Below are 25,269 nucleotides of genomic sequence, written 5' to 3' on the forward strand. Positions count from 1 at the left end.
GGTAGGTGGGGTGGCGGCGAGGGGAGGCGCCCCGTGCCAACGGCGCAGCCGCTCAGGACGGGGGATCCACGGACACTCGGGCCCTACGAGCTGTCCGGGCGTCTGGGCGAGGGCGGCCAGGGTGTGGTGTTCCTCGGGACCCTCGCCGGAGAGAGCTACGCGGTCAAGCTGCTCCACGGGCCGGTGGGCGACGGGCGCGGGGCGTTCCTGCGGGAGGTGGAGCTGGCCAAGCACGTGGCCAGGTTCTGCACCGCGCAGGTGGTGGACGCCGGGTTCGACGAGGGCAGGCCGTACATCGTCAGCGAGTACGTCGACGGGCCCTCGCTGGCCCGCGAGGTCATGCTCACCGGGCCGCGGCGCGGCGGCGGGCTGGAGCGGCTCGCCGTCGGCACCGTCACGGCCATCGCGGCGATCCACCGCGCGGGCATCGTGCACCGCGACTTCAAGCCGCAGAACGTGCTCCTCGGGCCCGACGGGCCGCGGGTCATCGACTTCGGCCTGGCCAGGGCGCTCGACGCGGCCGCCACGCTGTCCAACAGGAGCGTCGGCACTCCCGCGTACATGGCTCCCGAGCAGATCACCGCGAGCGCGGTCACCGGGGCGGTGGACGTGTTCTCGTGGGGCGCCACCATCTGCTTCGCCGCCAACGGGACGGCGCCGTTCGGGCAGGACTCGGTGGCGCCGGTGCTGCACCGCATCCTCACCGCGCCGCCCGACCTGGGGAGCCTGGAAGGGCCGCTCAGAGCGCTGGTGGAGGCGTGCCTCGACAAGGACGCCAGGAACCGGCCGACCAGCCGGGACTTGTTGCTGGAACTGCTGGGTACGTCGGAAGGCGTGCCGGCGGAGGTGCTGCGCTCGCCTCCGCCGCACATCCTCCGTGCCGTCCCCCCGCCCCGCCCGCCGGTCGCCGACTCCCGCCCGGTCCCTCTCGCGGAACCGGAGACCACGGGCACCCCGGACGACTACCACCTGCCGGAACCACCCGCTCCCTCGTCCAGCCGACCAGGTGACGGCGGGTCGGGTGCCCCGGCTTCGGCAGGAGGGAGCCGAGACGACGCATCGCCTCCGGCTGCGGACGGCGCCGGGGCAGGTGGTTCTGGGCGGGAGGCGAGGCCGAGGCTGGGCGGGGCCGCCTATCGCGGGTCACCCGCCGGGTATCCCGTCGAACGAGTGCCACGCGAGCCCGCCCCGCCCGAGCGGGTGGGAACGGCTCCGCCTGGCCTCCCGTACTCGGCCGACTCGTCGGGGCGCGAGGCTGGTCCGCGGGTGGGGACGGGCGGGCCGTCGGGGCGCGAGGGTGGTCTGCGGGCGGGGACGGCTCCGCCCGGGCCGTATTCGAACGAGTCGTCGGGGCGCGAGGCTGCGCCGCGCGTGGGGACGGGCGGGCCGTACACGGCCGGGCCGCCGGGGCGTGAGGGTGGTTCGCGGGTGGGGACGGGCGGGCCCGGGTCGCCGCGGTGGGCGCTGGGGAAGGCGGGGCTGGCGGTGGTCGGGGCGCTGCTGGTGACCGCCGCTGTGCTGGTGAGCCTGTTCGTGCCGCTGTTCAGGGAGGACGGCATGCGGGTACGGGCCGGTACGCCGACTTCCGGACCCACCGCCGAGCCGTCCGGACAGGCGGCCGACGACCAGCCCGCCAAGGAGCGGCCGCCGACGGAGGAACGCCCGCAGGACGACCGGACCCCGGCGTCGAAGGAGCCGCCCGTCCGGAAACCGGTGGAGATCGCCGTGCCCGCCCTGGCCGGGCTCTCCCGGGCCGCCGCCGTCAGGGCGCTCGAACGCGCCGGGCTCGCCGCCGGCGACATCACCAAGGCCGACTCACCGCGGAAGATCGGCCAGGTGCTCGCCTCCCGACCGGCCGTCGGCACTTACGTCTCCAAGGGCTCGGCCGTCGCGCTGGAGGTGTCGGCGGGGGTGAAGGTGCCCGCGGTCACCGGCGAGCGGCGCGAGGCGGCCGAGGCGGCGCTCACCGGCGCGGGCCTGAAGGTGGGCAAGGTCTCCGCCTCCTGCGCCGCGAAACCGGACGGTCAGGTCCTGTCCACGGCCCCGGAGGCGGGCGCCAGGGTCTCGGGCGGCACCCCGGTCGCGCTGGTCGTGGCCCGCCGCGGCGCCCCCGTGCCCCCGGTGGCCGGTCAGTCGCGTGACGGCGCGCTCGCGGCCCTCCGCGCCGCCGGCCTCGTCCCGGTGGTACGCACGCAGGTGGTCGAGGACGAGTCCCAGTGGAACGTCGCCATCGCCCAGGACCCCGCCCCTGGCACCTGCGCCGAACCCGGCGCCCGCGTCTCGATCATGGTCGGCGCCCGGCCTCCCGACGGCCCCGACCCCACCGAGCCCACTCCCACCCCCACCCCGGAACCTTCGACCGAGCCCTGACAGGGCCTCTCCTCGCCGGGGCCGGGTCAGCGGGGGTCGGCGAGCATGGCGTCGACCATGGCCAGCAGTTTGTCGCGGTTGCCGTCGCCGAGACTGCCTCCCACCATCGCCACCGCCTCCGCCAGCGGGTCCCGCCGGGGAAGCGCCGCCATGGCCTCGCCGAGTTCGGCGACCGTCCAGGGCGCGCCGTCCTTGGTCACGCTCTCGCCGGCGCTCCACCCGTTCAGGACTGTCACCGACGTCCCCCGTACCGCCAGCACCTGCCCGTTGACCGGGCACCCCGGCGTGGCCAGGTAGGCCGCGACGTGAGCCGTCAGCGCGGGGTCGAGCGGGTCGAACGCGCCGTCCGGCGGGCCGGACATTTCGGGTACGTCCGGCGGGCCGGACATCCCGGGGACGCCCTCGGTGAGCCGGGTACGGGCCATGGACGGGGACACGGCGTTGACCCGCACCCCGTACCGGGCGAGCTCCACGGCGTGGGCGGTGGTCAGGGCCGCGATGCCGGCCTTGGCCGCGGCGTAGTTGCCCTGCGTGATCCCGGGCAGCAGCAGCCCCGACGCGGACACGGTGTTGACCACCGCGCGGTCGCGGGTGTCCCCCTGGTCGCGCCAGTGACGGGCGGCCCACCTGGTGACCGCGAACGTCCCCTTGAGGTGCACCGCCAGCACGGCGTCGAACTCGTCCTCCGTCATGTTCACGAGCGCCCGCCTGCGGTGGATGGCGGCGTTGTTGACCACCACGTCCAGATCGCCGAACGTCTCCACCGCGGTCTGGACCATCCGCCTGGCCCCGTCCCAGTCGGTGACGTCGTCGGTGCTGGCCACGGCCTGGCCTCCGGCGTCCCTGATCTCGGCGGCCACAGCCCTGGCCACGCCCGCGTCGCCGCCGGTGCCCTCCGGCGTCACGCCCGGGTCGTTGACCACGACCTTCGCTCCCTCGGAGGCGAAGAAGAGCGCCTCCTGCCTGCCGATCCCGCGTCCCGCGCCGGTGATGAGCGCGACCCGTCCGTCCAGGGTGCCCATGACAGCTCCTTTCGCTGCACTCATGCATTAATACACTCAATGTAGCAATACATGCGATGTAGTAAAGTCGCGGGCATGGGGTTGCGTGAGGCGAAGAAGGAACGAACCCGGGAGGCGCTGGTCGAGGCCGCCGTCCGGCTGTTCGAGGAGAAGGGGTACGAGCGGACGACGGTCGCGCAGATCGCCGCCGCGGCCCAGCTCTCGACGCGTACGTTCTTCCTGCACTTCGCGGCCAAGGAGGACGTGCTGCTGGCCAACAGCGTCCCCAGGGTGGATCTGGGCGTCGCGGCGCTCGGCGACCGGCGGCCCGGCGAGACTCCGGGTGACGCGCTGCTCCGGGCGATCGGCGCGATGGTCGCCGACGCCTCCGCGAAGGACCTCCCGACCGGCCTGGCCGCCGCCCGCGCCCGGCTCGTGGCCACCGAGCCGGCGGTCCAGGCGCGGCTGCTGCAGCGCATGGCCACCGCCCAGACCGCCCTGGCCGACGCGCTCCACCACGCGTACCCGGACGAGCTGGACCCCGTGGCGGCGGCGGCCGTCGCCGGCGCGGCGATCGGCGCGGTCAGCGCCGCCGCGGTCGTCGCCCTACGCCACGGCCTCCCCCCGGCGCAGGTCCGCGAGGCCATGCTGAAAGCCCCGGCCACCGCCGCCACCCACCTGCCGAAGTGACGTCGGCTCGCGTGACTCCCGGGGGTGCCGCCTCGTTCAACCCACAGTAATCGACTGGTAACGTAGAGCGCATGCCATCGGCGCCGCACGAGGCCCTCCACCGCATCTTCCAGGAGGAACCCTCGCTCTTCTCCCGCACCCTCAAGGCGCTGGACATCCCGTTCCCCGAAGTCAGCTCGTTGTCGGTGGTCAACACCGACCTCACGGAGATCCTGCCGATCGAGCGACGCGTCGACACGTTGCTCCAGGTGAAGTCCGAGCTCGGCGAACACCTGGTCATCATCGAGTCACAGGGGAAGCGGGACCCCGAGAAGCCTCCCGCCTGGGCCTACTACATCAGCTACCTGCATGCGAAGTTCCGGCGCGAGGTCGTGCTGATCGTCATCTGTCAGCACGCGTCCACCGCGCGATGGGCCCGGGGCCCGAAGTCGATCGGCCTTCCCGGCATGCCGACCATGACCATGTGGCCGATCGCCCTGGGCCCCGACAACGTCCCCGCCGTCGTCGATCCCGCCGTGGCGGCGGAGGACGTGGTCCTCGCCGTGTTCTCCGCGCTCGCGCACGCCCTCTCACGTAGCGTGAATGCCATACTGGAGGCGCTGGCACCAGCGCTGGACACCCTCGACGTCGATGATGCGGGTTTCCTCGCCGAGTTCATCGAAGTCGGCCTCGGCGACACCACAGCCCGGCAGCTCTGGAGGAAGATGATGTCCACCGGGACGTACCGTTACCAGTCCGAGTTCGCCCAGCAGTTGCGGGAGGAAGGGCAGGTCCGGGGGGAGACGAGGTCGATTCTGCTGTTGCTGGAGCGCAGGGGGGTGGCCGTGAACGAGGCGGCGCGGGCGCGGATCGAGGGGTGCGCCGAGGTGGCGCGGCTCGACACGTGGCTCGTCCGCGCGATGAGCGTCGCCACCGTCGACGAGCTCTTCGACTGACTAGAGGTCTTCGATGGCGAGGGCGGCCCGCAGGAGGGTGGCGTGGACCTGGTCCTGGGGGAGGTCCATGGTGTGCACGACGGCCGACTGCAGGGCGCCGAGCACGGCCCAGCCGCGCACCGTCGCGGCCTCGTCCGGGCGGGGGCCGACGAGCTTGAGGTAGATCTCGTCGCGGAAGGTCCTGACCGCCTCGCCCGTCGAGCCGGGAGGGGCGGCGTCGGCGGTGCCGAGGTCCTCCATGAAGAGCCGCATCACCGCCCGGTGCCGCACCATGAAGCCGGCCAGCGCCGTCACGAAAGCCCGGCGGTCGCCCGCGAAGTCGGCGCCCAGCAGGGCGATCATGTCCTCCGCCGCCGGGGCGATGAGCTCGGCGGCGAGCCTGTCCTTGGGGTGGAAGTGGTACGCGATCGCGGTCTTGGTCAGGCCCACGGCGGCGGCGATGTCGGCGAGGGAAGTGTTGGCGTAGCCGCGCTCGGCGAAGAGCTCGCGGGCGGCGGCCAGGATGCGGCTGCGGGTGTCGTCGGCTGTGGTCATCATCTCATTTCCGGGTTCGCGCAACCTTCCCCCTTTTATCGCCCTTTATCGTAGTGCTGTACGACCGTACAGGACGGGCGTTCGAGGCTGGGGGTCGCGATGGCGCGCTTTCTGGGCTGGCTCGGTGGCTGGTGCGCCCGGCACGGGAGGGCCGTTCTGGCCTTATGGGTGACGCTGGCCGTGGCCGCGATGGGCGGCAGCCTGGTGCTGGGCAGTCCCGTCAGCACCGAGGTGAGCATCCCCGGCACGGACGCCCAGCGCGCTCATGACCTGATGCGTGACGGTTTCGGGCCGGGGTTCCAGCCCGGCGGCACCGTACAGCTCATCGTCTACTCCCCGGACGGGCCGCTCATCGAGGAGCCGCGCAAGGGGGCCGTCGAGGACGCGGTCGCGAACATCCGCGAGCAGGAGCACGTCAAGGAGGCCGACTCGCCGTTCCGGCAGGGCGGCATCGCCTCGAACCTGCAGATCGGCGTCATCACCGTGCGGCTGGAGGGCCACGACAGCAGCAAGGTGGCCGAGAACACGCAGCGGATCTCCGCGGCCGCCGAGCCGGCCCGCGACGCGGGGCTGGAGGTCGTCGCGAACGACAGTTCGACGCCCGCCGACAAGGAGATCAAGACTGGGCCGAGTGAGATCATCGGCGTGATCTGCGCCCTGCTGGTGCTGATCTTCGCGTTCGGCACGCTCACGGCCGCGCTCGTGCCGATCTTCACCGCGCTGGTCAGCGTGGCCACGGGACTGGGCGTGATCGGGCTGCTCGGGCATGTCATGGACGTGCCGAAGCAGGCCGGGATCATGGCCACGATGATCGGCCTCGGCGTGGGCATCGACTACGCGCTGTTCCTGCTGTCGCGCTACCGCCGGCTGCTCGCCTCCGGACTGCCCGTCCAGCAGGCGGTGCGCGGGGCGGTGTCCAGTTCGGGCGGGGCGGTGGTGTTCGCGGGCGGCACGGTCGTCATCGCGCTCACCGCGCTCATGTTCGCCGGGTTCCCGCTGCTGGCCACGCTCGGCTGGATCACCGGCATCTCCGTCGTGATGGCCGTGCTCACCGCGATCACGCTCGTGCCGGCCCAGCTCGGCCTGCTGGGCCACGGGGTGAACGCGCTGAAGGTGCCGTTCCTCGGCCGCCGGCCGGAGTCGTCGGGGTGGACTGCGCTCGGCATGTGGGTGGCGCGGCGGCCGTGGCGGGTGCTCGTCGGCAGCGTGCTCGTGCTGGCCGCGCTCGCCGCGCCCGCACTCTCGCTCAAGCTCGGGACGCTCGACGACGGGTACGGCGCGCACGGGTCGGAGCCGCGGCGGGCGTACGAGCTGATGTCGGTCGGGTTCGGGCCCGGCAGCACCGGGCCGTTGACCGTGGTGGCGAGCGGGCGGGGCGAGGTCACGGAGGCCGCCGCCGAGCGGCTCGCCGACCGGATCGGGGACCTCGGCGGCGTCGCCCACGTGGCCGAGCCCAAGCTGAACGACGCCGGGCGGGCGGCCATGATCCAGGTCATCCCCGACTACCCGCCCAGCGACCCGCGCGCCGCCGACCTCGTACGCGAGATCAGGACGTTCGACGGCGACGGGCTGGAGGTGCACGTGGGAGGTGAGGTCGCCGCGCTCACCGACGCCGCCGACCGGCTGACCGAGCGCACCCCGCTCGTCATCGGCGTCGTCGTGCTGCTCAGCGCCCTGCTGTTGCTGCTGGCGTTCCGGGCGCCGGTGGTGGCGATCAAGGCGGCGCTGATGAACCTCATCTCGCTCGGGGCCGCCTTCGGCGCGCTGGCTGCGGTGTTCTCCTTCGGCGTGGGCAGCGGGCTGGTGGGCATGGACCCGCCCGTGAACGCGTCGTACGTGCAGGCGCTGTTCTTCTCGGTGCCGATCGAGAGTTACGTGCCGCTGATGCTGTTCGCGGTGCTGTTCGGGCTGTCGATGGACTACGAGGTCTTCCTGCTGACGGCGGTCCGGCAGGCGTACCTGAAGCACGGCGACAACGCCAGGGCGGTGGCCGAGGGGCTGGGGTCGACCGGGCGGGTCATCACGTCGGCGGCGCTGATCATGGTGGCGGTGTTCACCGCGTTCATCGCGTACCCCGACTCGATGGTGAAGACGTTCGGCGTCGGCCTGGCGGTGGCGATCGCCGTGGACGCCACGCTGATCAGAGGATTCCTGGTGCCGGCGACCATGGTGCTGCTGGGGCGGGCCAACTGGTGGTGCCCGCGCTGGCTGGACCGGCTGCTGCCCAACCTTTCGGTGGAGGGGCACGAGGAGGAGCCCGCGCCGCCGGTGCGGGCCGACCGGCCCAGGGTAGGCGCGGGGGCCTGACCTGGATTCTTACCGGTCGTGCCGGGTAGTCGCAGGTCACTGCGGGGGGCGCGTACGACTCACAGGAGGCTTCCTCGTAAGGTGAGGACGCGTATCGCACATAAGCTGGGAGAGTCCGTGTTGCACGAGAAACTGTCGTCGATCTATGACAACGTCCTGCGCCGTAACCCGGGGGAGATCGAGTTCCACCAGGCGGTGCGGGAGGTGCTGGAGAGCGTCGGCCCGGTTCTCGGCAAGCACCCCGAGTACGCCGAGTCGAAGATCATCGAGCGCATCTGCGAGCCCGAGCGGCAGATCATCTTCCGCGTGCCGTGGGAGGACGACCGCGGCGAGGTCCACATCAACCGCGGCTTCCGGGTCGAGTTCAACAGCGCGCTGGGCCCGTACAAGGGTGGTCTGCGTTTCCACCCGTCGGTCTACCTCGGCATCGTGAAGTTCCTCGGGTTCGAGCAGATCTTCAAGAACAGCCTCACCGGCCTGCCCATCGGCGGCGGCAAGGGCGGCTCCGACTTCGACCCGAAGGGGCGCTCGGACCGTGAGGTAATGCGGTTCTGCCAGAGCTTCATGACCGAGCTCTACCGGCACATCGGCGAGTACACCGACGTGCCCGCGGGCGACATCGGCGTCGGCGGACGCGAGATCGGCTTCCTGTTCGGCCAGTACAAGCGCATCACCAACCGCTACGAGTCCGGCGTGATCACGGGCAAGGGCCTGGTGTACGGGGGAGCGCAGGTACGCACCGAGGCCACCGGCTACGGGTGCGCGTTCTTCGTGGAGGAGATGCTCAAGTCGCGCGGCACGTCCTTCGACGGCAAGCGGGTCGTGGTGTCCGGCGCCGGCAACGTCGCCGTCTACACGATCGAGAAGGTCGAGCAGCTCGGCGGCGTGGTGGTGGCCTGCTCCGACTCCTCCGGTTACGTCGTGGACGAGAAGGGCATCGACCTCGACCTGCTCAAGCAGGTCAAGCAGGTGGAGCGCGGCCGGCTGGAGGCGTACGCGGCGCGCCGCGGCGACCACGTGACGTTCGTGCCGGGCGGCAGCGTGTGGGACGTGCCGTGCGAGGTGGCGATGCCGTCCGCCACGCAGAACGAGATCACCGGCCGCGATGCCGCCGTCATGGTCGAGAACGGCTGCGTCGCGGTGGGCGAGGGCGCCAACATGCCGACGACGCCCGAGGGCATCAAGGTGTTCCTGGAGGCGGGCGTCGCCTTCGGGCCGGGCAAGGCCGCCAACGCCGGCGGCGTCGCCACCAGCGCCCTGGAGATGCAGCAGAACGCCAGCCGCGACTCGTGGAGCTTCGAGTCCACCGAGCACCGGCTGCAGGAGATCATGAGCGACATCCACGACCGCTGCCTCGAGACCGCCGACGAGTACGGGATGCCCGGCAACTACGTGGCCGGCGCCAACATCGACGGGTTCCGCCGGGTGGCGGACGCGATGCTCGCGCTGGGGCTGATCTGAGGGTCTAGGTCGCGGGCAGGGCGGTGGCCAGCAGGATCACGCCGACGGACCCGACCAGCGACGTCACCGCCATGGCGCGGGCGAAACCGCGCCGTCCGGCGCCGGTGGCCCAGCCGTGCAGGGCCGCCGCCGCCATGACCGCGGCGAACAACGCCAGCTTGGCGGCCAGGATCCGGCCGTAGCCGGGCTCGGCGAGCGACTCCCAGGTGACGCCCTTGTGCCAGGCGATGGCCACGCCGGTGCCGATCTGCAGGGGCAGGAACACCGCGCCGGTGAACATGCCGAACCGCCGCCCGACCGCGTTCATCACCTGGCCGCGCCGCTCCTCGTCCAGGATGCGGCGGGCCAGCGGCAGCACCACCAGCGAGACCGTGAGCTGCCCGCCGACCCACAGCGCGGCCGAGAGCACGTGCAGGAAGCGCACCACCGCCCACCAGGTCACTCCGCCACCACCTCCGCCGCCTCACGGTACTGTCCCCCGGCGGGAAAGGGACGGGCCCAAAGGCCGTGGCGGGCAGGACTAAAGTCCCCGCACGGCCCGTCCCGACCGCCGCCACGCGGTGAGCCCGCCCTCCAGCGGCCGGGCCCGGAAGCCGTGCCCGCGCAGCAGCTCGACCGCGCGCGGCGACACCACGCAGTAGGGGCCGCCGCAGTAGGCGATGATCTCCTTGCCGCCGGGCAGCTCGCCCAGGCGCTCCTCCAGCTCGCGCAGCGGCACCGACACCGCGCCCGGCACGTGACCGGCGGCGAAGGCGCCGGGCGAGCGCACGTCGAGCACGAGAGTCGCCGGGTCCGCCAGCCTGGCGGCCAGCTCGTCCGCCGTCACCGTCTCGTACGAGCCCAGCAGGTCGGCCACCGCGTCCCGCAGGTCGGCCAGCCGGTCCTGGGCGAACCCCTGGAACGCGCCCAGGAACCGCGACACCCGCTCGTCGGCCAGCCGGTAGTAGACCCGGGTGCCCTCCTTCCTGGCGGTCACCAGCTGGGCGGCGCGCAACTGCTGGAGCTGGGCGGAGGTGTTCTTCAGCGGGACGCCCGCCTCCCGCGCCAGCTCCTCGACGGTGCGCTCCTGCTGGTCCAGCACGTCGAGCAGGCGCAGCCGCACCGGGCTCGCCAGCGCCTTGCCGATGCGGGCGAGCTGCTGGTAGACGGGCTCCTCGGGGAACATCAGACCATGTACTGGTCGTGGCGGCGGTACAGCTCGGTCCACTCCTCGGGGCTGAGCTGCCGCTCCTCGGCGGCGATGGCGGCCAGTGCCTCGAAGTACGCCTCGCGCGGGGCGCCGGGGGTGAAGAGGATCAGCATCGACGCGGGCTCGCCCGACTCGTTCCTGAAGCCGTGGATGCCGCCCTCGGGGACGAACAGGAAGTCGCCGGTGTTTCCGTCGACCCATTCCTTGCCGTTGTAGAGCCGCACCGATCCGGACAGGACGTAGAACGACTCGGTGATGCTGCGGTGGAAGTGCGGCTGCGCGCCGCCGGGGCGCGGGCCCATCTCCCACCGGTACAGGCCGAACGCGCCGTTGGTGGACTCGCCGGTGCCCAGGTAGTGCACCTGCGTTCCGGGGTCCTTGCCGATCACCAGGTCCGGGCCCTGGGTGGTGCGTCGCAGCCGTCCGCTGGCCTCGCCGTTCTCGTCGAGGTAGCGCGCGTCTGGGTAGGACATGAGGGGCTCCTCTCGTTTTCTAACGTTCTTTAGATTAACGGCTGACGGGTCGGTGCGGAAGGGGGAAAATGATCGACGGCCGGGCGGCCGTGGCCCGCGGAAGGCGCGTCCGGACGAGGGCGCCGGGGGTCAGGCGCGGTGGCGGCCTCGGCGGGGGCCTCTGCGACCCTCGGCGGTGCCGCGGATGTCCCGGGCGGCGGGCGCGCGGTCGGCTGAGCGTGGGGTGCCGGTCAGGGCGGGCTCGTACGTCCGTGTGGAGATCGGGCCTGCGGGCTCGTACGGGGCATTCTGGGACGCTGCGTGGGTGCGGGCGTGCTGGGTGCCGTGAGCCGGGTCGTGCGGGCGGTGGCGGCGGCCGCGGAGCGGGGCGTCCGGGACGAACGGCTCCAGGCGCTGGATGTCGACGGACTGCCGGTGGCGGCGGCCGCGCAGGGGTGTGTCCGCCGTGGGACGCTCCTCCGGGCGGACGCGGGACGGTGCGGCCGGGTGGTCGCGGCGGCGGCGGCCGGGGTGGGCGTCGGCGGAGGCGAGCGGGAGTACTGGCTCCCCGCGGTCGGGGGCAGCGAGGGGGAGGACCGGCTCCCCGCGGTTGGCGGAGGCGAGCGGGAGGACCGGCTCCTCGCGGATCGGGAACGGTCCGGACGCGCCGCCCAGGAGGTGGAAGGCGCTGTAGGGGTCGGGCAGCTCGTACAGCCCCGGCTCGCGCGGGATCTCGATCGGCCCCGTGTCGGTGATGAGCCGGCGGGTCGAGCCGTCGTCCTCCCAGACGAGCGTGATCGGCCGCTCGGGCGCGGGGGCGGGCCGGCGCGGGCGGGAGAAGGCGTCGAACTCGCTGGTCGCCTCCGGGATGACGATCGGTTCGTGGGGGAACAGCGCCCGCAGGGACCTGAGCGCGGTGACCGGCTCCGCGACGTCGACCAGCGGCCGTGGCGCCTCCAGCTCCATCGGCTCCTGCAGCGGGCGAGAGGACGCGGTACGGGCCTGCTTGCGTGACTTGCGGCGGCGGTGGGAGCGGGACGCGGAGTCCTGCGCGACCGCCGCTCCGGCCGGGGCGGGCCGCAGCCGCAACGTCTTGGCCTTGGCCACCGCCAGCACGGCGAGGGCGGCCACCAGCGCGGAGGTGAGCAGCGCGGGGGAGTCGACCGTGACGGACGGGGAGGTGGCGGAGGCGTCCGTGATGACGGGCAGCGGGCCGGTGGTGACGGCGCTGGTGTCGGCCGTGGTGGGCTTGGCGTGCTTGCCGGACTTCGGCGCGGGAGAGTCGGCGGCGCCGGGGACGGCCTCGGGGGCGGGCTCGGCCTTCCCGGTGTCGGACTTCCCGGCCTTCGGCGGGGTCGCGTCCTTCTTCTTCTGTTCCTTCTCGGGGCGGGTGGCCGACGGGACCTTCTGCTGTCCGTCCAGCTCGACGTGCGGGACCACGATGGCGAGCCCGCTGCCGTCCTGTGTGCCGACCCCGGCCTTGGCCTCCATGGCCGCGGCCTCGTCCGCCGCCTTCTGGGCCGCCTCGGCGTCCAGCCGCTCCTTGATTTTCCACGGGTACCCGTAGCCGACGACCTTGCCGGTGTCACGCACCTTGCGCTTGGCCACCCCGCCGTCGATGTTGCCCTCGATGGTGTGGATGCGGCCGCCCGCGACCTTGGTCACCACGCCGACGTGGTCGATCCGGGCGATGCTGTCGGAGCCGCCCCAGTCGAAGAAGACGAACGCGCCCGGCTCCGGCTTGGTGCCCCAGGCGTCCTGCTTCCTGAACCACTTGGCGTGCGCCACGGTCCAGGCGAACTGGCCCATCCACTCCTCGTACCCGAGCTTGGTCGCAGCCCAGCCCAGGAACATGTCGCACCACGGGGCGGAGCTGTAGTCGGCGTCGAACTCGATGTTCTCGCCGTACCAGTTGCCGAACTTGGTGTACGCACCGGACTTCTCCGAGTAGCCGAGCTGGCTCTCGAGAAGCTCGATGAACTTCCGCATCTCTGGGGTCATGGAAGTGCGGGGGCCAATCCTTCCAGGAGACCGGTTACGTCCGAGCGACCAGGGGTACAGCGGGGAACCCCGGGACACTTGTGTCGAAACCGGATACCAGTAGTCATCCGTGATGAAGGAGGCTACCGTCACGGATGGCCAGGTCAAGCCTGCGTCAAGAAATCGTCACGAGATCCTCTGCTTCAACCGGCAGGTCAGCAGTCTTCCGGATGGAACGCCCCAAAGAGGATTTAATCCCAAAAGATCTACTGACTCCGGCGTGACTACTTCGTTACGCCGTCGTGATCGTGCGGAGCGTGACGGATCTCATGGACCGTTCCCCGGCTCTAGAATGAAATTCGGTAGAATTCGTTCTAAGATGATGTCCCATGTCGATCGACGTGACGTCCGAAGCCACCCACGCGGCGCTCCTCGCCCTGGCCGCACAGACCCGTGAGTTGATGGACGCCGTGCTCGCGACCGGTGCCGACGACGACGAACTGGCCGCTGTCACCGAGGAACTGCGCGCCCTCACCGCCCGCCTCGACGCCGCCCGGCGGCCCCCGGTGGAGTTCGGCGAGCCCCGGTGGCTCCTGGGCAACGCCGCCGTCGGAGCCGCCAACCCGTTCGCGCCCCCGGTCGAGGTCGAGTACCCGCCCGGCGGCGGGGTCCGCGCCGAGCAGGTCTTCCGGCCGCTGCACGAGGGCCCGCCGGGGCTGGTGCACGGCGGGGTCAGCGCGATGGTCCTCGACCACCTGCTGGGCACGGCGGTCGGCGTGGCCGGACGCGTCGGACTGACCGCCTCGCTCACCATGAGCTACCGCGCTCCCGTCCCGCTGGGGGTCCTCGTCGTGGCGACGGCGGAGTACACCCGGTCGGAGGGCCGCAAGTCCTGGGCGGAGGGCCGCATCGCCCTCCCCGACGGAACCGTCCTGGTGGAGGCCACCGGTCTCTTCATCACCCCGGGCTGGCTCCCGCAGGAGGCCTGACGGGGCGCAGGGCCGCCTGGCCGTCCGGTGTGGGGGTGGGCTGGGAGGGCGAGGCGCAGGCGGGGCCGTCCACGGCCACCTCGCTGATCTGCGGCCCGTTCGCCGCCGCGGGTTCCGTCATCGCCACCAGGGTCAGGTGGGCGCGGTGGCCGCACGCCACCTGGCCGAGGTCGCGGCGGGCCCGGCTGGTGTAGTCGGTGCCGCCGGACAGGGTGCGGCTCTCGCCGGCGACCTCGCGCGACACGCCGCCGTCGTCGCGCCGCAGGTACGACAGCCGCAGCCGGACGCTGCCCGGACCGTCGGCGGTGACCCGGACCGAGCCCGTGGAACCGTCCCAGGACAGGATGCCGATCCCCGTCACGGCGGTGCTCCCGCGGGGCGGCGGGGAGGCGGGGGCTCTGGACGTCGTGGGGGCGACGCTGGGCCGCGTGGTCGGATCGGGGCGCGGCCGGCCCGGGCTGTCCGAGGGAGGAGGGCCGGTGGGGCGCTGGTCGGAGGCACTCCGATCCGGGCCGGAGGCGGACGGGCCGGGGGACGCCGTGCCGGAGGGGTCCGCCGACGGCGGGCCGGGGGACGTCGTGCCGGAGGGGTCCGGCGGCGGTTCCGTGGCGGGCGGGGGGACGTCCGCGGTGGTCTCCGGGGGCATCAGCGCCGTGGCCGGCCCCGGGGGTAACGTCCCGCCGGACGCCAGCAGCGAGATCGCCACCGCCACCACGGTCGCCACCGCCAGCCACAGATAGGGCGGCAGCGCGGGCAGCGGACGCGGGACGGCGGCCCTGGGGGCGGGCTCGCGCTCGGTCCTGGCCAGCGGGAAGCGCAGCGCGAGCGCGGTCGCCGGCTCGGCCAGATGGCGGCGGCCCCGCTGCTCCCACTCCGTCCCGTAGCCGGCGACCGCGTCGCGCTCCAGCTCGGCCAGGAACTCCACGGCGGACGCGTACCGGAGAGCGGGGGCCTTGGCCAGCCCGTGCCGCAGCAGCCCGCGCAGCGCGTCCGGCACCACCTCCAGCGGCGGCGGCTCCACCAGGTGCTTGTCGCGCAGGGCCGCCAGGTCCTCGCCGCGGTACGGCGCGCGCCCTCTGACGGCCTCGAACAGCACGCACGCCGCCGCGTACAGGTCGGCGAGCGGGCCCGCCTCGCCCCGTGTCCACAGCTCGGGAGCCATGTACGGCGGGCTGCCGGCGGGCACGCCGGGCTCCTCGGCGTGCGTCACGATGCCGAAGCCGGAGAGCTTCGCCGTCCCGTCGGCCTGCACGAGCAGGTTCTCCGGCCGCACGTCGCGGTGGGCCACGCCGCGCCCGTGCGCGGCCGCCAGCGCCTCCAGCGTGCTCTTGACCACGACGAGCGCCGCCTCCGGGCTGACCCGGACGTTCTCCCTGAGGATCTCCCGCAGCGACACCCCGTCGACGAGCTCCATCACGACCGCGGCCCGCCTGGGCGTCTCGACGTACTCGTACACCCTGACCACGTGCGGGTGGTCGATCTCCACCAGCTCGGCCGCGTCCTGCCGGTAGCGGGTCATGAAGTCGTCGTCCCTGCGCAGGGTCGCGTTGAGGTACTTGATCGCGACGTACGCGCCGGTCTCCTGGTACGTGGCCAGGAAGACCCGGCCGGTGCGCCCGCTGTCAAGCTGGCGTACATCGCGGTAACCAGGGACCACGTCCAACCCCTCCGAAACGGCAGCCGATCTGTTTCCGACCGTCTCACCGGAGGTCGCGATTGTCACGTGCGTGGACGGGTGGGGGCCATCCCTCAATATCACAATATGTGCTGATAGAGTCACAGATTGTGACTAGACGAGTAGAAATCGGCTGGCCCACGCTGGGCACCGCCGTGATCGCCGAACTGGACGAACGGAACGCCGTCCTGGCCCAGAGCGTGTGGGACGCGTTGCCGTACCGGAGCCTGCAGGGGCATGCCCTGGTGGCAGGCCATCACCTCTACCACGTCGCCCCGGTCCACGGCCTGCTGCACGTGCAGGGCACGCACAAGGTGGACCGTCGCGAGGCGCCCGACGGCACGCTGTTCGCCTCCCGGCTGCAGCACCTCGGCATCAAGTACGGCGAGCTGACCGAGCCGATGCCCGCCGTACCCATCGGCCAGGTGCTCCCGGAGCACCTCGACACGCTGGTCGAGTCGGGGCACGAGATCTGGGAGTCGGTCTACCGGACCAAGAAGGTCGTCATCGCCGAGGTCCGGCGGGCCGGCGAGCCGGGCGGCCACCGCCTGACCCGGCTGAGCGTCACCGACCCGCAGATCGACGCCCTCATCGGCGACGTGCACGCCGAGACCGAGCGCATCTGGCTGAGCCCGCCCGACGACCTGGCCGACATGCACGAGGGCCGCATCCCGTCCTGCGCGGGCAGCTTCGAGACGGTGCTCACCACGCTGGTGTTCGTCAACGGCGAGACCCGGCCGCTCGGCTACTCCTGCTTCACCGGGCTGGTCCGGGCCGCGTACGAGGAGATGCCTCTGGAGTCGCTGCGCCACATGGCGCAGCTGCTGGCCGCCACCCCCGCCGAGTTCCTCGGCTACTGCGGGCTCGGCAAGCTCCACGACTTCACCACGAGGGCGCTCGCCGGGCTGGACCGGATCGACAACCGCGACGACTTCGCCGCGCTCATGGCGCACCTGGCCCTGTACGTCAACTGCCTGGGCAGCTGGAACCTGCAGCTGTTCCCGTGGCAGCTCGGCGACCACCTGCGCCGCAAGGGGTCGCTCGAATGAGCGGCCGGGTCGTGGTCGTCGGCGGCGGCGTGATCGGCCTGTCCGTCGCCTACCACCTGGCCGAGGCCGGCGTCGGCACCGTGCTGCTGGAGCGCGGCACGCTCGGCTCCGGCGCGTCACGCGCCACGGCCGACGTGCTGCGGGCCTACTTCGCCGGCGACCCGGTCAGCTCCGCGCTGGCCGTGCGGAGCCTGGACGCCTACCGCGACTTCGCCACGCGGCCCGGCGCCCGGCTGCCGATGCGCCAGGTCGGCTACCTCGTGCTGTTCACCGACGCGGACCAGGTGGCGGCGTTCGAGGCCGACCTGCCCGCGCAGCGGGCCGTTGGGGTGGACGTCGAGCTGATCGACGCCCGCCGGGCCAGGCGGCTCAACCCGCTGATCGGCGGTGACCTGCCGCTGCTGGCCGCCGCCTGGTCGCCGCAGGCGTACGTGTCCGACACCGCGGCCATCGTCGACGGCTACGCGCAGGGCGCCAGGATGGCCGGGGTGCGCATCCGCACCGGCTGCCCGGCGCTCGCGGTCCACGACGGCCGGGTCGAGACGCCCGGCGGCACGATCACGGCCGACGCCGTGGTGTGCGCCGCCGGCGCCTGGTCGGCGCCGCTGGCCAGGTCGGCCGGGGTCGATCTGCCGCTGCCCGAGCCGGTCACCCAGGAGCTGCTGGTCACCGACCCGCTGGAAGCGCTGCCCGAGCTCCCGATCACCCTGGACGCCGCCAGCCGGCTGCTGGTGCGGCTGCGCGGCGACCGGCTGCTGATCGGCATGGGCTACCCGGACAACGACAGGGCCGCCTGGCGCGCCGGGGTCGCCGCCCAGCTCGCGGTCACGTACCCGAGCCTGAGCGGGGTCCGGCTGCACACGGCGGTCACCGGCGCGCGCGACGCCAGCCCGGACAGGACCGCGTTCATCGGCCACCGGCCGGGGCCGCCCGCGTTCCTGTACGCGGCCGGGTTCTCCGGGCACGGGCTGTGCAACGCGCCCGCCGCCGGCGAGCTGGTCCGCGACCTCTACCTGGGGCGCGAGCCGTGGCTCGACACGGCCACGCTCGCCGTCACGCGGGAAGGGGTGGGCTGAGCCGTGGACGCCACGACGGACGCCGATACGGGCGCCGATACGGGCGCCGGGGTCGAGTTCGTGCTCGACCCGGCCACCCTCGACGTGCACGCGGACTGCGAGCGGCTGCGGGAGCTGGGGCCGCTGGTCCGGGTGGAGATGGAGGGCGTGCGCGCCTGGGCCGCCACCCGGCACGCGACCCTGGCCGCGGTCCTCGCCCACCCGGACCTGTCCAGGGACATCGCCTACTGGGATCCGGAAGGCCGGGCCGCCGTCCGCGACGGCACCGCGGTGCGCCGGATCACCTTCGACACGTCCATGCTGAACGCCGAGGGGGAGGAGCACCGGCGGCTGCGCGGCCCGATGGCCCGCGTCTTCAACGCCCGCCGGGTCGAGGAGCTGCGGCCGTGGGTGGCCAGGCTGGCCGCGGAGAGGGTGGACCACCTGGCCACGCTGCCGCCGGGGCCGGTGGACCTGCGCGAGCAGTTCGCCTACCCGATACCCAGGGACGTCATCACCGAGCTGATGGGCATCCCGCCGGCCATGCGGGCCCGGGTGCACGAGCTGACCGACGTGGCCGCCGGCGTCGGCGACACGCCGGTGGACGTCACCGAGGCGAGGAAGGTCCTGTACGGGATGGTCGCCGAGATCATCGAGGGCCTGCGCCGCACGCCGGGGCCCGGCCTGATCAGCGCGCTCGTCCAGGAGGGCGAGCTGACCGGGAAGGAGCTGCTGGACACGGTCGAGCTGGTGTTCATCGCCGGGCACGTGACGACCGTCAACCTGCTCACCAACGGCGCCCGCGCCCTGCTGCGCGAGCCCGCCCAGCTCGCCCTCGCGCTCGGGGGCGAGCTGGCGTGGAGCGCCGTGGTGGAGGAGACCATGCGGTGGGACTCGCCGATCGCGCACTTCCCGATGCGGTACGCGGTCCGCGACCTGGAGATCGAGGGGGTACGGGTGCGCAAGGGGGAGGCGGTGGTCGCCTGCTTCGCCTCGGCCGGCCGCGACCCGGAGCGGTACGGGGCGCGGGCCTGCCGGTTCGACGCGGTGGCGGAGCAGCCCGGTCACCTGTCGTTCGGGCACGGCCGGCACTTCTGCCTGGGGGCGCCGCTGGCCAGGCTGGAGGGCGAGGTGGCGCTGGCCGCGCTGTTCGAGGCCTTCCCGGACATGCGGCTCGCCGGGCCCGACGCGGGCACCCGCCCGCTCGGATCCGTGCTCGGCAACAGCACGCGCAGCCTGCCGGTCCTGCTCGGCGAGCGCCACAACTGAGAAGGGCGCCCGCTCCGCCACGGCGGAGCGGGCCGCCTCAGGCCAGGGCGGTGAGGAGTCCGATCGTCAGGGCGGTGCGTTCCGGGATGTGGCCGACGAGGACGTGCTCGTGCCGGGCGTGCGCGCCGTCGCCGACCGCGCCGATGCCGTCGAGCACCGGCCGGCCCAGCCCGGAGACGAAGTTGCCGTCGCTGGCGCCGCCCACCGCGGCCTCCTCCAGCGTCCAGCCCTGCCCGGCGGCCACCGCCTGGGCCTCCTTGAACAGGCGCTGCGACGGCGGGTTCGGCGTCATCGGCGGCCGGTTCCAGCCGCCGGTCACCGACACCGTCACGCGCGGGTCCGCGGCGTCGAGGCCGGCGAACAGCTCGTCGACCCTGGCCATCTCCGCGAAGTCGCTCACCCGTACGTCCACCCCGCACGTCGCCAGGCCGGCGGCCACGTTGCGGCCGGAGCCGCCGCTGATCAGGCCGACGTTCACGGTCGTGCCACGTTCAGGCGCGGCCCCGGCGGCGATGCGGGTGACCAGCTCGGCCAGCGCGTGGATGGCGCTCGCGCCCGCCGCCGGGTCGAGCCCGGCGTGCGCCTCCACACCGGTCACCGTCACGTCGAACAGGCCCACCCCCTTGCGCGACGTCTTCAGCGCGCCCCGCAGCGACGCCTCGAACACGAGGGTGGCCAGCATCCCCTCGCTCGCGGCCTCGATGCGCGGCCGTGACGCCAGGCTGCCGATCTCCTCGTCACCGTTGAACAGGAACCGCACGCCCGGATGCGGCAGCCCCAGCTCACGCAGCCCGCGCACCGCCCAGATCGCCTGCACCAGCCCCGTCTTCATGTCGAACACGCCGGGCCCGGTCATCCGCCCGTCCTCGATCGCGAACGGCCAGGCCGCCAGCGTGCCCGCGGGCCACACCGTGTCGTAGTGGCCGAGCAGCAGCACCTCACCCGGCGCGGTGCCCGCGTACCGCAGCTCCAGCACGTCCCCGTACTGTCCGCCGTCGTGCAGGGTCTCGCCCGCGGGCGGGCCGAGTCGCTCGGCGGTCAGCTCGCGGACGGCGCGCAGCCCGCGGACGAGCGCGGGCTTGTCGTGGCTGGGGGTCTCCAGCTCGACCAGCGCCCTGATGTCGTCCAGCATCGCGGGCAGCGCCTGCCGGGACCACTCCTCGATCGACATGGGGTTCCTTCCTTCAGAGGTGAGACCATCCAAGCGTGAAAGTCACCATGCCCGGCATCACGGTCGCCGACCACGTGTTCACCGTCCCCCTCGACCACGCCGACCCCGGCGGCCGGACCATCCAGGTGTTCGCCCGGGAGATCCGCGACCCGGCCGTCACCGGCGACCTGCCGTGGGCGCTGTTCCTCCAGGGCGGCCCCGGCGGCAGCTCGCCCAGGCCCACCGGCCCCGGTCACTGGCGGCCGCTGCTGCGCACCCACCGCGTGCTCCTGCTCGACCAGCGCGGCACCGGCCGCAGCACCCCGGTCTCGCCCGTCGGCACGGACGAGGAACTGGCGGGTTACCTGCGGCACTTCCGCGCCGACGCGATCGTGGACGACTGCGAGCACATCAGGAAGGCGCTCGGCGTCGAGAAGTGGGAGACGTGGGGGCAGAGCTACGGCGGCTTCATCACCCTCACCTACCTGTCCAGGGCGCCGGAAGGGCTCAGGGCGTGCCACGTCACCGGCGGGCTGCCCGGCCTCGACGCCACCGCCGACGACGTCTACGCCCGCACCTACGAGCGGGTCCGCGCCAAGGTCCGCCGCCACCACCTCCGCTATCCCGGGGACGAGGCCGCGGCCCGGCGCGTCGCCGAGCACCTGGCCGGGGAAGAGGTGCTGCTGCCCGACGGCGACCGGCTGACCGTGGAGCGCTTCCGTACCCTCGGCATGAAGCTCGGCATGGGCGACGGCTCGGAGCGCCTCCACTGGCAGCTCGCGGAGGCCTGGGACGGCGACCGGCTCGCCGACCCGTTCCTGTACGAGGTCATGACGGAGACCGGGTTCGTCGGCAACCCGCTCTACGCCGTGCTGCAGGAGATCATCTACGCCCAGGGCGCCGCCACCCGCTGGGCGGCCGAGCGGTTGTTCCCCGCCGACTTCGGCACGTTCGGCATGTTCACCGGCGAGATGGTCTATCCCTGGATGTTCGACGCGATCCGGTCCCTGCGGCCGTTCAAGGGCGCCGCCGAGCTGCTCGCCGCCGCCGACGACTGGCCGCCGCTCTACGACCTGGACCGGCTGGCCGCCAACGAGGTGCCGGTCGCCGCCGTCGTCTACCACGACGACATGTTCGTGGACGCCGGGCTGTCGCTGGAGACCGCCGGGAGGGTCGGCAACCTGCGCGTGTGGGTGACCAACGAGTTCGAGCACGACGGCTTCCGCGTCGCCGCGGATCAGATCGTGCCCCGGCTCATGCGGATGGTGATCGACCCCCGTTAGCCTCACGCAGCGGCAGCCGCACCTCGAACCAGGTCTCGCCCGGCACCGAGCGCACCTTGATCTCGCCGCCGTGCCGCCCCGCCACGATCCGGTACGAGATGTCGAGCCCCAGCCCGGTGCCCTGGCCGACGGACTTGGTGGTGAAGAACGGCTCGAAGATCCGATCCTTGATCTCCTCCGGCACGCCGTGGCCGGTGTCGCCGATCTCCACGATCGCCTCGTCCTCGTCGTACGCGGTGCGGATGGTCAGCGTGCCCTCGTCGTCCATGGCGTCGAGGGCGTTGTGGATCAGGTTGGTCCACACCTGGTTGAGCTCGCCGCCGTAGCAGGGCACCGGCGGCAGCGTCCGGTCGTAGTCGGTGACCACGGTGATGCCCGGCGGCAGCTTGCCGCGGAAGATCGCGATCGTGCTGTCGAGCAGGCCGTGCAGGTCGAGCACCTGGAACGGGGCCCGGTCCATCTGGGAGTACTCCTTGGCCGAGCGGATCAGCGTGGTGATCCGCTCGGTGGCCTCGGTGACCTCGTTGAGCATCTGCGAGATCTCCACCGCCTCCGACAGCCAGCGCAGCGCCGCCGGCGCGTGCTCCGCGCCGGCCTCGCGCCGCACCTTGTCGAGGTGCTCGGTGCCGAACCCGGCGCTGACCAGGGCGGGAGCCAGGTCCCACGCGTCCTCGACGCCGAGCTCGTCCAGCGCGTCGCCCAGCTCGTCCTCGGCGTCGGAGATCTCCAGCGGGCTGCGGGAGGGCAGCTTGCCGACCGCCTCCATGCACGCCTCCTGCATCTCGATGAGCGCGCGCAGCCGCTCGGGCGGGATGCCGTTCTCGGCGAGCTGGGCCAGCTCCACCCGCGACGACCTGACCAGTGAGCGCAGCTCGCTCACCGCGCGGACCGCGGCCGCCGCCGGGTTGTTCAGCTCGTGGGTGAGCCCGGCCGTGATGGTGCCGAGCGCGGTGAGCCGCTGCCGCCTGTCGATCATCTCCCGCTGCATGCGCCCGCCGGACTGCAGCCCGTCGAGCAGGTGCATCGCCATCGGGAACCACTCGGTCACGATGTAGGCGAACTTCTTGGCCGGGAGCACGAACAGCCGCGACGGCGCGGTGGCCCGCAGCGTGTGCTGGTAGGTCTGCGGCGCCCGGTCGCCCAGGTAGGCGGAGGTGGCGCCGCCGTAGACGCCGGGCTGCGAGGTGCGGGGCATGGCGACGGTGCCGGCGCTGACGGTCTCGGAGATCATCTGCACCTCGCCCTCCATCAGCACCACGAAGCAGTCGGCCGGCTCGCCCTGGCACACGACGTCCTCGTCCTGCTCGGCGGTCGTCATCCGGCCGCTGGTGGCGAGCTTGGTGAGCTGCTCGTCGGTCAGCCGCTCGAACAGGAAGAGCTTGCGCAGTTCGTCGATGTCGACTGTGTCTGTCACTGCTTCTCCAAATAGCGGTGTACGAGCGCGACGGCCATCGCGCCCTCCCCGACGGCGGAGGCCACCCTCTTGATCGACTCGGCGCGCACGTCACCGGCCGCGAGCACCCCCGGCACGTTCGTCTCCAGGAAGTAGGGCTGGCGGCGCAGCGTCCAGTTGCGCGGCCGCTGCCCGCCCTGCACCAGGTCGGGCCCGGTGAGCACGAACCCCTTCTCGTCACGCTCGACCGTGTCGTCCAGCCACGAGGTGTACGGCTGCGCGCCGATGAACACGAACAGCCACTGCGCGTCGACGACGCGCTCCTGGCCCCCGCTCGACAGGGTCAGGTGCTGCAGGTGCCCGTCGCCCTTGCCGCCGGTCACCCGCGTCTCCAGGTGGACCTCGATGTTGGGGACCGCCTGGATCTGCTCGATGAGGTAGTGGGACATGGACTTCTCCAGACCGTCACCTCTCACCAACAGATGCACGGTCCTGGCGAATCCCGACAGGTAGACGGCCGCCTGGCCGGCCGAGTTGGCGGCGCCCACGATGTAGACGTCCTGACCGCGGCACGACGGCGCCTCCGTCAGCGCCGCCCCGTAGAAGACGCCCCGGCCGACGAAGTCGTCCAGGCCGGGCGCGTCGAGGCGGCGGTAGGCGACGCCGGTGGCCAGGATGACCGCGTGCGCGGCGATCTCGCCGCCGTCCTCGAAGCCGACCACCCGCGCCTGCCCGCGCGGCTCCAGGCGGGTCACCCTGCGCGTGGTCAGCAGCTCGGCGCCGAACCGCAGTGCCTGCCTGCGGGCCCGGTCGGCGAGCTGCTGCCCGGACACCCCGTCGGGGAAGCCCAGGTAGTTCTCGATGCGCGAGCTCTGGCCCGCCTGCCCGCCCGAGGCGTGCGCCTCCACCAGCACCGTGCGCAGCCCCTCGGAGGCGCCGTAGACGGCCGCGCCCAGCCCGGCCGGGCCGCCGCCGACCACGATCAGGTCGTAGAAGTCGGTGGCCGGCGTGGTCGACAGGCCGACCGTCGAGGCCAGTGTGGACTGGTCGGGCGCCTGCAGCATCGACCCGTCGGCGGTGACCACCAGCGGCAGGTGGCAGTCGTCGCCGGCCGCCGCGACGAGCTGCGCGCCCTCCGGGTCCTCGGCCAGCATCCACTGGTAGGGCACGTGGTTGCGGGCCAGGAACTCACGCACCTTGTAGGACGGCCGGGACCAGCGGTCGCCCACCACCCGCAGCTCCGCCACCTCCACCCGGTCGGTGCGCTGCCAGGCGTCGAGCTGGCCGTCGATCACCGGGTAGAACTTCTCCTCGGGCGGGTCCCACGGCTTGAGCAGGTAGTGATCCAGGTCGACCACGTTGATCGCCTGGATGGCCGCGTCGGTGTCGGCGTAGGCCGTCAGCAGCACCCGCCGGGCGTACGGGTACATGTCCATCGCCGCTTCGAGGAACTCCACCCCGTTCATCTGCGGCATGCGGTAGTCGGCGAGGATGGCGCAGACCTCGTCACCCCGCAGCCGCATCTCACGGACCGCTTCCAGCCCCTGCACGGCCGTCTCGGCGCGGACGATCCTGTAGTGCTGCCCGTAACGGCGCCGGAGGTCGCGAGCGACGGCCCTCGACACCCCCGGGTCGTCGTCGACCGTCACGATGACCGGCTTGTCCATGCCCCTGCCTTCCATTTGTCCCCTATGTGCAGGATGCCTTCTTTCCTGCCCGTCGGGTCAAGCGATGACGCGGCTTTCGCCGCCGTCCACCAGCAGCGAGATCCCGTTGACGAACGAGGCGCGCTCGCTGGCGAGGAACGCCACCACGTCGCCGACCTCCTCCGCCCGGCCGACGCGCCCCAGCGGCACGTTCGCCCCCCGCTCCGCCAGCCCTTCCACGCCGCCGGACAGGTCACGCAGCCGGTCGGTGTCGATGGGCCCCGGCATCACGTTGTTGACCAGCACGCCGTCGCCGCCCACCTCGCGGGCGAGGGTGCGCACCATGCCGGCCACGGCCGAGCGGGTGGCGTTCGACAGGGCCAGCCCGTCGATGGCCTCCCTGGCCGACCTGCTGGTCACGGTGACGATCCGGCCCCAGCCGCGGGCGCGCATCTCCGGCAGCGCGGCCCGCATCAGCCGTACGGTGCCGAGCAGGTTGCGCTGCACCGCCACGTCCCATTCGGCCGCGGTCACGTCCACGAACCGGCCCGGGGGCGGCCCGCCCGCGTTGGCGACCAGGATGTCGATCGGCCCGAGGACGTCGCGCGTCTCGCGTACCAGCCGCTCGGCCGACTGCGGGTCCTCCACGTCGGCGAGCACGGCGTGCACCACCTTGCCGTACTCCTGGAGCTCCACCACCGCGTCGGCGAGGCGTTCCGGGTTGCGCGCGGCGACGCACACGTCACAGCCCTCCCGCGCGAGGCTCTTGGCGGCGGCGAGCCCGATGCCCGCGCTGCCGCCCGTGACGAGTGCGACCTTGCCTGAGATACCGAGATCCATG

21 protein-coding genes are annotated in these 25,269 nt (G+C 72.8%); 10 read left to right on the forward strand and 11 right to left on the reverse strand.

What is annotated here, in order from left to right:
- The first annotated feature begins 33 nt into the window (after nucleotides 1-33).
- A complete protein-coding gene (locus tag AB0K05_RS09045; RefSeq protein ID WP_364228094.1) occupies nucleotides 34-2,370 on the forward strand; it encodes a PASTA domain-containing protein in 2,337 nt (778 codons plus the stop codon).
- 26 nt (nucleotides 2,371-2,396) lie between these two features.
- Here AB0K05_RS09045 and AB0K05_RS09050 read toward each other — a convergent pair whose 3' ends face one another.
- Complete coding sequence (locus AB0K05_RS09050; RefSeq protein ID WP_271276030.1) at nucleotides 2,397-3,392, reverse strand: SDR family NAD(P)-dependent oxidoreductase; 996 nt, start codon at nucleotides 3,390-3,392, stop codon at nucleotides 2,397-2,399.
- Nucleotides 3,393-3,467: 75 nt separating this feature from the next.
- Here AB0K05_RS09050 and AB0K05_RS09055 point away from each other — a divergent pair, with 75 nt between their 5' ends.
- Nucleotides 3,468-4,061 (forward strand): helix-turn-helix domain-containing protein, encoded by a 594-nt coding sequence (locus tag AB0K05_RS09055; RefSeq protein WP_271276029.1) that lies wholly within the window; start codon nucleotides 3,468-3,470, stop codon nucleotides 4,059-4,061.
- 71 nt (nucleotides 4,062-4,132) lie between these two features.
- The gene (locus tag AB0K05_RS09060) at nucleotides 4,133-4,996 is read left to right on the forward strand and encodes a hypothetical protein (protein WP_364228097.1); all 864 of its coding nucleotides are present in this window, start codon (nucleotides 4,133-4,135) and stop codon (nucleotides 4,994-4,996) included.
- Here AB0K05_RS09060 and AB0K05_RS09065 read toward each other — a convergent pair whose 3' ends face one another.
- Entirely contained in the window at nucleotides 4,997-5,533 is a 537-nt protein-coding gene (locus AB0K05_RS09065) for a TetR family transcriptional regulator (protein ID WP_364228099.1), read from the reverse strand. It abuts the gene before it with no gap.
- A gap of 96 nt (nucleotides 5,534-5,629) precedes the next feature.
- Here AB0K05_RS09065 and AB0K05_RS09070 point away from each other — a divergent pair, with 96 nt between their 5' ends.
- Together AB0K05_RS09070 and gdhA are read left to right on the forward strand one after the other, a co-directional pair.
- Entirely contained in the window at nucleotides 5,630-7,837 is a 2,208-nt protein-coding gene (locus AB0K05_RS09070) for an MMPL family transporter (protein ID WP_271276026.1), read from the forward strand.
- Between the two features lie 117 nt (nucleotides 7,838-7,954).
- A complete protein-coding gene (gdhA, locus tag AB0K05_RS09075; RefSeq protein WP_148033685.1) occupies nucleotides 7,955-9,298 on the forward strand; it encodes an NADP-specific glutamate dehydrogenase in 1,344 nt (447 codons plus the stop codon).
- 4 nt (nucleotides 9,299-9,302) lie between these two features.
- On the opposite strand, the gene AB0K05_RS09080 is transcribed toward gdhA, so the two are convergent.
- The 4 genes from AB0K05_RS09080 to AB0K05_RS09095 all read right to left on the reverse strand — a co-directional run bounded on the left by AB0K05_RS09080 (nucleotide 9,303) and on the right by AB0K05_RS09095 (nucleotide 12,928).
- Nucleotides 9,303-9,740, reverse strand: a complete 438-nt coding sequence (locus AB0K05_RS09080) for a DUF4149 domain-containing protein (protein ID WP_219550207.1) — start codon at nucleotides 9,738-9,740, stop codon at nucleotides 9,303-9,305.
- Between the two features lie 78 nt (nucleotides 9,741-9,818).
- Nucleotides 9,819-10,463, reverse strand: a complete 645-nt coding sequence (locus tag AB0K05_RS09085; protein WP_219550209.1) for a metalloregulator ArsR/SmtB family transcription factor — start codon at nucleotides 10,461-10,463, stop codon at nucleotides 9,819-9,821.
- Complete coding sequence (locus tag AB0K05_RS09090) at nucleotides 10,463-10,960, reverse strand: cupin domain-containing protein (protein ID WP_364228103.1); 498 nt, start codon at nucleotides 10,958-10,960, stop codon at nucleotides 10,463-10,465. Before AB0K05_RS09090 ends, AB0K05_RS09085 begins: the two co-directional genes overlap by 1 nt.
- 129 nt (nucleotides 10,961-11,089) lie before the next feature.
- Nucleotides 11,090-12,928: a CHAP domain-containing protein gene (locus tag AB0K05_RS09095; protein ID WP_364228105.1), complete on the reverse strand. Its 1,839-nt coding sequence runs from the start codon at nucleotides 12,926-12,928 to the stop codon at nucleotides 11,090-11,092.
- A gap of 380 nt (nucleotides 12,929-13,308) precedes the next feature.
- On the opposite strand from AB0K05_RS09095, the gene AB0K05_RS09100 reads away from it, so the two are divergent.
- Nucleotides 13,309-13,908, forward strand: coding sequence for a PaaI family thioesterase (locus AB0K05_RS09100; protein ID WP_219550213.1), 600 nt, complete (start codon nucleotides 13,309-13,311; stop codon nucleotides 13,906-13,908).
- Here AB0K05_RS09100 and AB0K05_RS09105 read toward each other — a convergent pair.
- Nucleotides 13,877-15,565, reverse strand: coding sequence for a protein kinase (locus AB0K05_RS09105; RefSeq protein ID WP_271276023.1), 1,689 nt, complete (start codon nucleotides 15,563-15,565; stop codon nucleotides 13,877-13,879). The two genes, AB0K05_RS09100 and AB0K05_RS09105, sit on opposite strands and share 32 nt — an antisense overlap.
- 128 nt (nucleotides 15,566-15,693) lie before the next feature.
- Between AB0K05_RS09105 and AB0K05_RS09110 the strand changes: the two genes are divergently transcribed.
- From AB0K05_RS09110 to AB0K05_RS09120, 3 genes are read left to right on the forward strand one after another with little or no spacing between them, the layout of a single operon-like run.
- Complete coding sequence (locus AB0K05_RS09110) at nucleotides 15,694-16,632, forward strand: hypothetical protein (RefSeq protein ID WP_261808774.1); 939 nt, start codon at nucleotides 15,694-15,696, stop codon at nucleotides 16,630-16,632.
- The gene (locus AB0K05_RS09115) at nucleotides 16,629-17,708 is read left to right on the forward strand and encodes an FAD-dependent oxidoreductase (protein ID WP_148033678.1); all 1,080 of its coding nucleotides are present in this window, start codon (nucleotides 16,629-16,631) and stop codon (nucleotides 17,706-17,708) included. The genes AB0K05_RS09110 and AB0K05_RS09115 overlap by 4 nt, the downstream gene beginning before the upstream one ends.
- A gap of 3 nt (nucleotides 17,709-17,711) precedes the next feature.
- A complete protein-coding gene (locus AB0K05_RS09120; protein WP_271276022.1) occupies nucleotides 17,712-18,956 on the forward strand; it encodes a cytochrome P450 in 1,245 nt (414 codons plus the stop codon).
- A 37-nt stretch (nucleotides 18,957-18,993) separates the two neighbouring features.
- Here AB0K05_RS09120 and AB0K05_RS09125 read toward each other — a convergent pair whose 3' ends face one another.
- A complete protein-coding gene (locus AB0K05_RS09125; protein WP_364228109.1) occupies nucleotides 18,994-20,127 on the reverse strand; it encodes a M20 family metallopeptidase in 1,134 nt (377 codons plus the stop codon).
- Nucleotides 20,128-20,162: 35 nt separating this feature from the next.
- On the opposite strand from AB0K05_RS09125, the gene AB0K05_RS09130 reads away from it, so the two are divergent.
- The gene (locus tag AB0K05_RS09130; RefSeq protein WP_271276020.1) at nucleotides 20,163-21,389 is read left to right on the forward strand and encodes an alpha/beta fold hydrolase; all 1,227 of its coding nucleotides are present in this window, start codon (nucleotides 20,163-20,165) and stop codon (nucleotides 21,387-21,389) included.
- Here the strand turns inward: AB0K05_RS09130 and AB0K05_RS09135 are convergent.
- Genes AB0K05_RS09135 through AB0K05_RS09145 form a run of 3 tightly spaced genes read right to left on the reverse strand, consistent with a single transcriptional unit; the run spans nucleotide 21,361 to nucleotide 25,268 of the window.
- Nucleotides 21,361-22,803, reverse strand: a complete 1,443-nt coding sequence (locus tag AB0K05_RS09135; protein ID WP_271276019.1) for an ATP-binding protein — start codon at nucleotides 22,801-22,803, stop codon at nucleotides 21,361-21,363. The genes AB0K05_RS09130 and AB0K05_RS09135 overlap by 29 nt on opposite strands.
- Nucleotides 22,800-24,449 (reverse strand): FAD-dependent oxidoreductase, encoded by a 1,650-nt coding sequence (locus tag AB0K05_RS09140; RefSeq protein WP_148033674.1) that lies wholly within the window; start codon nucleotides 24,447-24,449, stop codon nucleotides 22,800-22,802. The genes AB0K05_RS09135 and AB0K05_RS09140 overlap by 4 nt, the downstream gene beginning before the upstream one ends.
- A gap of 57 nt (nucleotides 24,450-24,506) precedes the next feature.
- Nucleotides 24,507-25,268 (reverse strand): SDR family oxidoreductase, encoded by a 762-nt coding sequence (locus tag AB0K05_RS09145; RefSeq protein ID WP_148033673.1) that lies wholly within the window; start codon nucleotides 25,266-25,268, stop codon nucleotides 24,507-24,509.
- Between the last annotated feature and the right edge of the window lies 1 nt (nucleotide 25,269).

Source organism: Nonomuraea sp. NPDC049486 (genome assembly GCF_040676925.1).
Lineage (GTDB): Bacteria > Actinomycetota > Actinomycetes > Streptosporangiales > Streptosporangiaceae > Nonomuraea > Nonomuraea ferruginea.

Excerpts from the sequence above, each read along its gene's own strand:
- AB0K05_RS09050 (WP_271276030.1), bottom strand. The coding sequence starts at position 3,392 with ATGGGCACCCTGGACGGACGGGTCGCGCTCATCACCGGCGCGGGACGC.
- AB0K05_RS09055 (WP_271276029.1), top strand. The coding sequence starts at position 3,468 with ATGGGGTTGCGTGAGGCGAAGAAGGAACGAACCCGGGAGGCGCTGGTC.
- AB0K05_RS09060 (WP_364228097.1), top strand. The coding sequence starts at position 4,133 with ATGCCATCGGCGCCGCACGAGGCCCTCCACCGCATCTTCCAGGAGGAA.
- AB0K05_RS09065 (WP_364228099.1), bottom strand. The coding sequence starts at position 5,533 with ATGATGACCACAGCCGACGACACCCGCAGCCGCATCCTGGCCGCCGCC.
- AB0K05_RS09070 (WP_271276026.1), top strand. The coding sequence starts at position 5,630 with ATGGCGCGCTTTCTGGGCTGGCTCGGTGGCTGGTGCGCCCGGCACGGG.
- AB0K05_RS09085 (WP_219550209.1), bottom strand. The coding sequence starts at position 10,463 with ATGTTCCCCGAGGAGCCCGTCTACCAGCAGCTCGCCCGCATCGGCAAG.
- AB0K05_RS09090 (WP_364228103.1), bottom strand. The coding sequence starts at position 10,960 with ATGTCCTACCCAGACGCGCGCTACCTCGACGAGAACGGCGAGGCCAGC.
- AB0K05_RS09095 (WP_364228105.1), bottom strand. The coding sequence starts at position 12,928 with ATGCGGAAGTTCATCGAGCTTCTCGAGAGCCAGCTCGGCTACTCGGAG.
- AB0K05_RS09100 (WP_219550213.1), top strand. The coding sequence starts at position 13,309 with ATGTCGATCGACGTGACGTCCGAAGCCACCCACGCGGCGCTCCTCGCC.
- AB0K05_RS09115 (WP_148033678.1), top strand. The coding sequence starts at position 16,629 with ATGAGCGGCCGGGTCGTGGTCGTCGGCGGCGGCGTGATCGGCCTGTCC.
- AB0K05_RS09125 (WP_364228109.1), bottom strand. The coding sequence starts at position 20,127 with ATGTCGATCGAGGAGTGGTCCCGGCAGGCGCTGCCCGCGATGCTGGAC.
- AB0K05_RS09140 (WP_148033674.1), bottom strand. The coding sequence starts at position 24,449 with ATGGACAAGCCGGTCATCGTGACGGTCGACGACGACCCGGGGGTGTCG.
- AB0K05_RS09145 (WP_148033673.1), bottom strand. The coding sequence starts at position 25,268 with ATGGATCTCGGTATCTCAGGCAAGGTCGCACTCGTCACGGGCGGCAGC.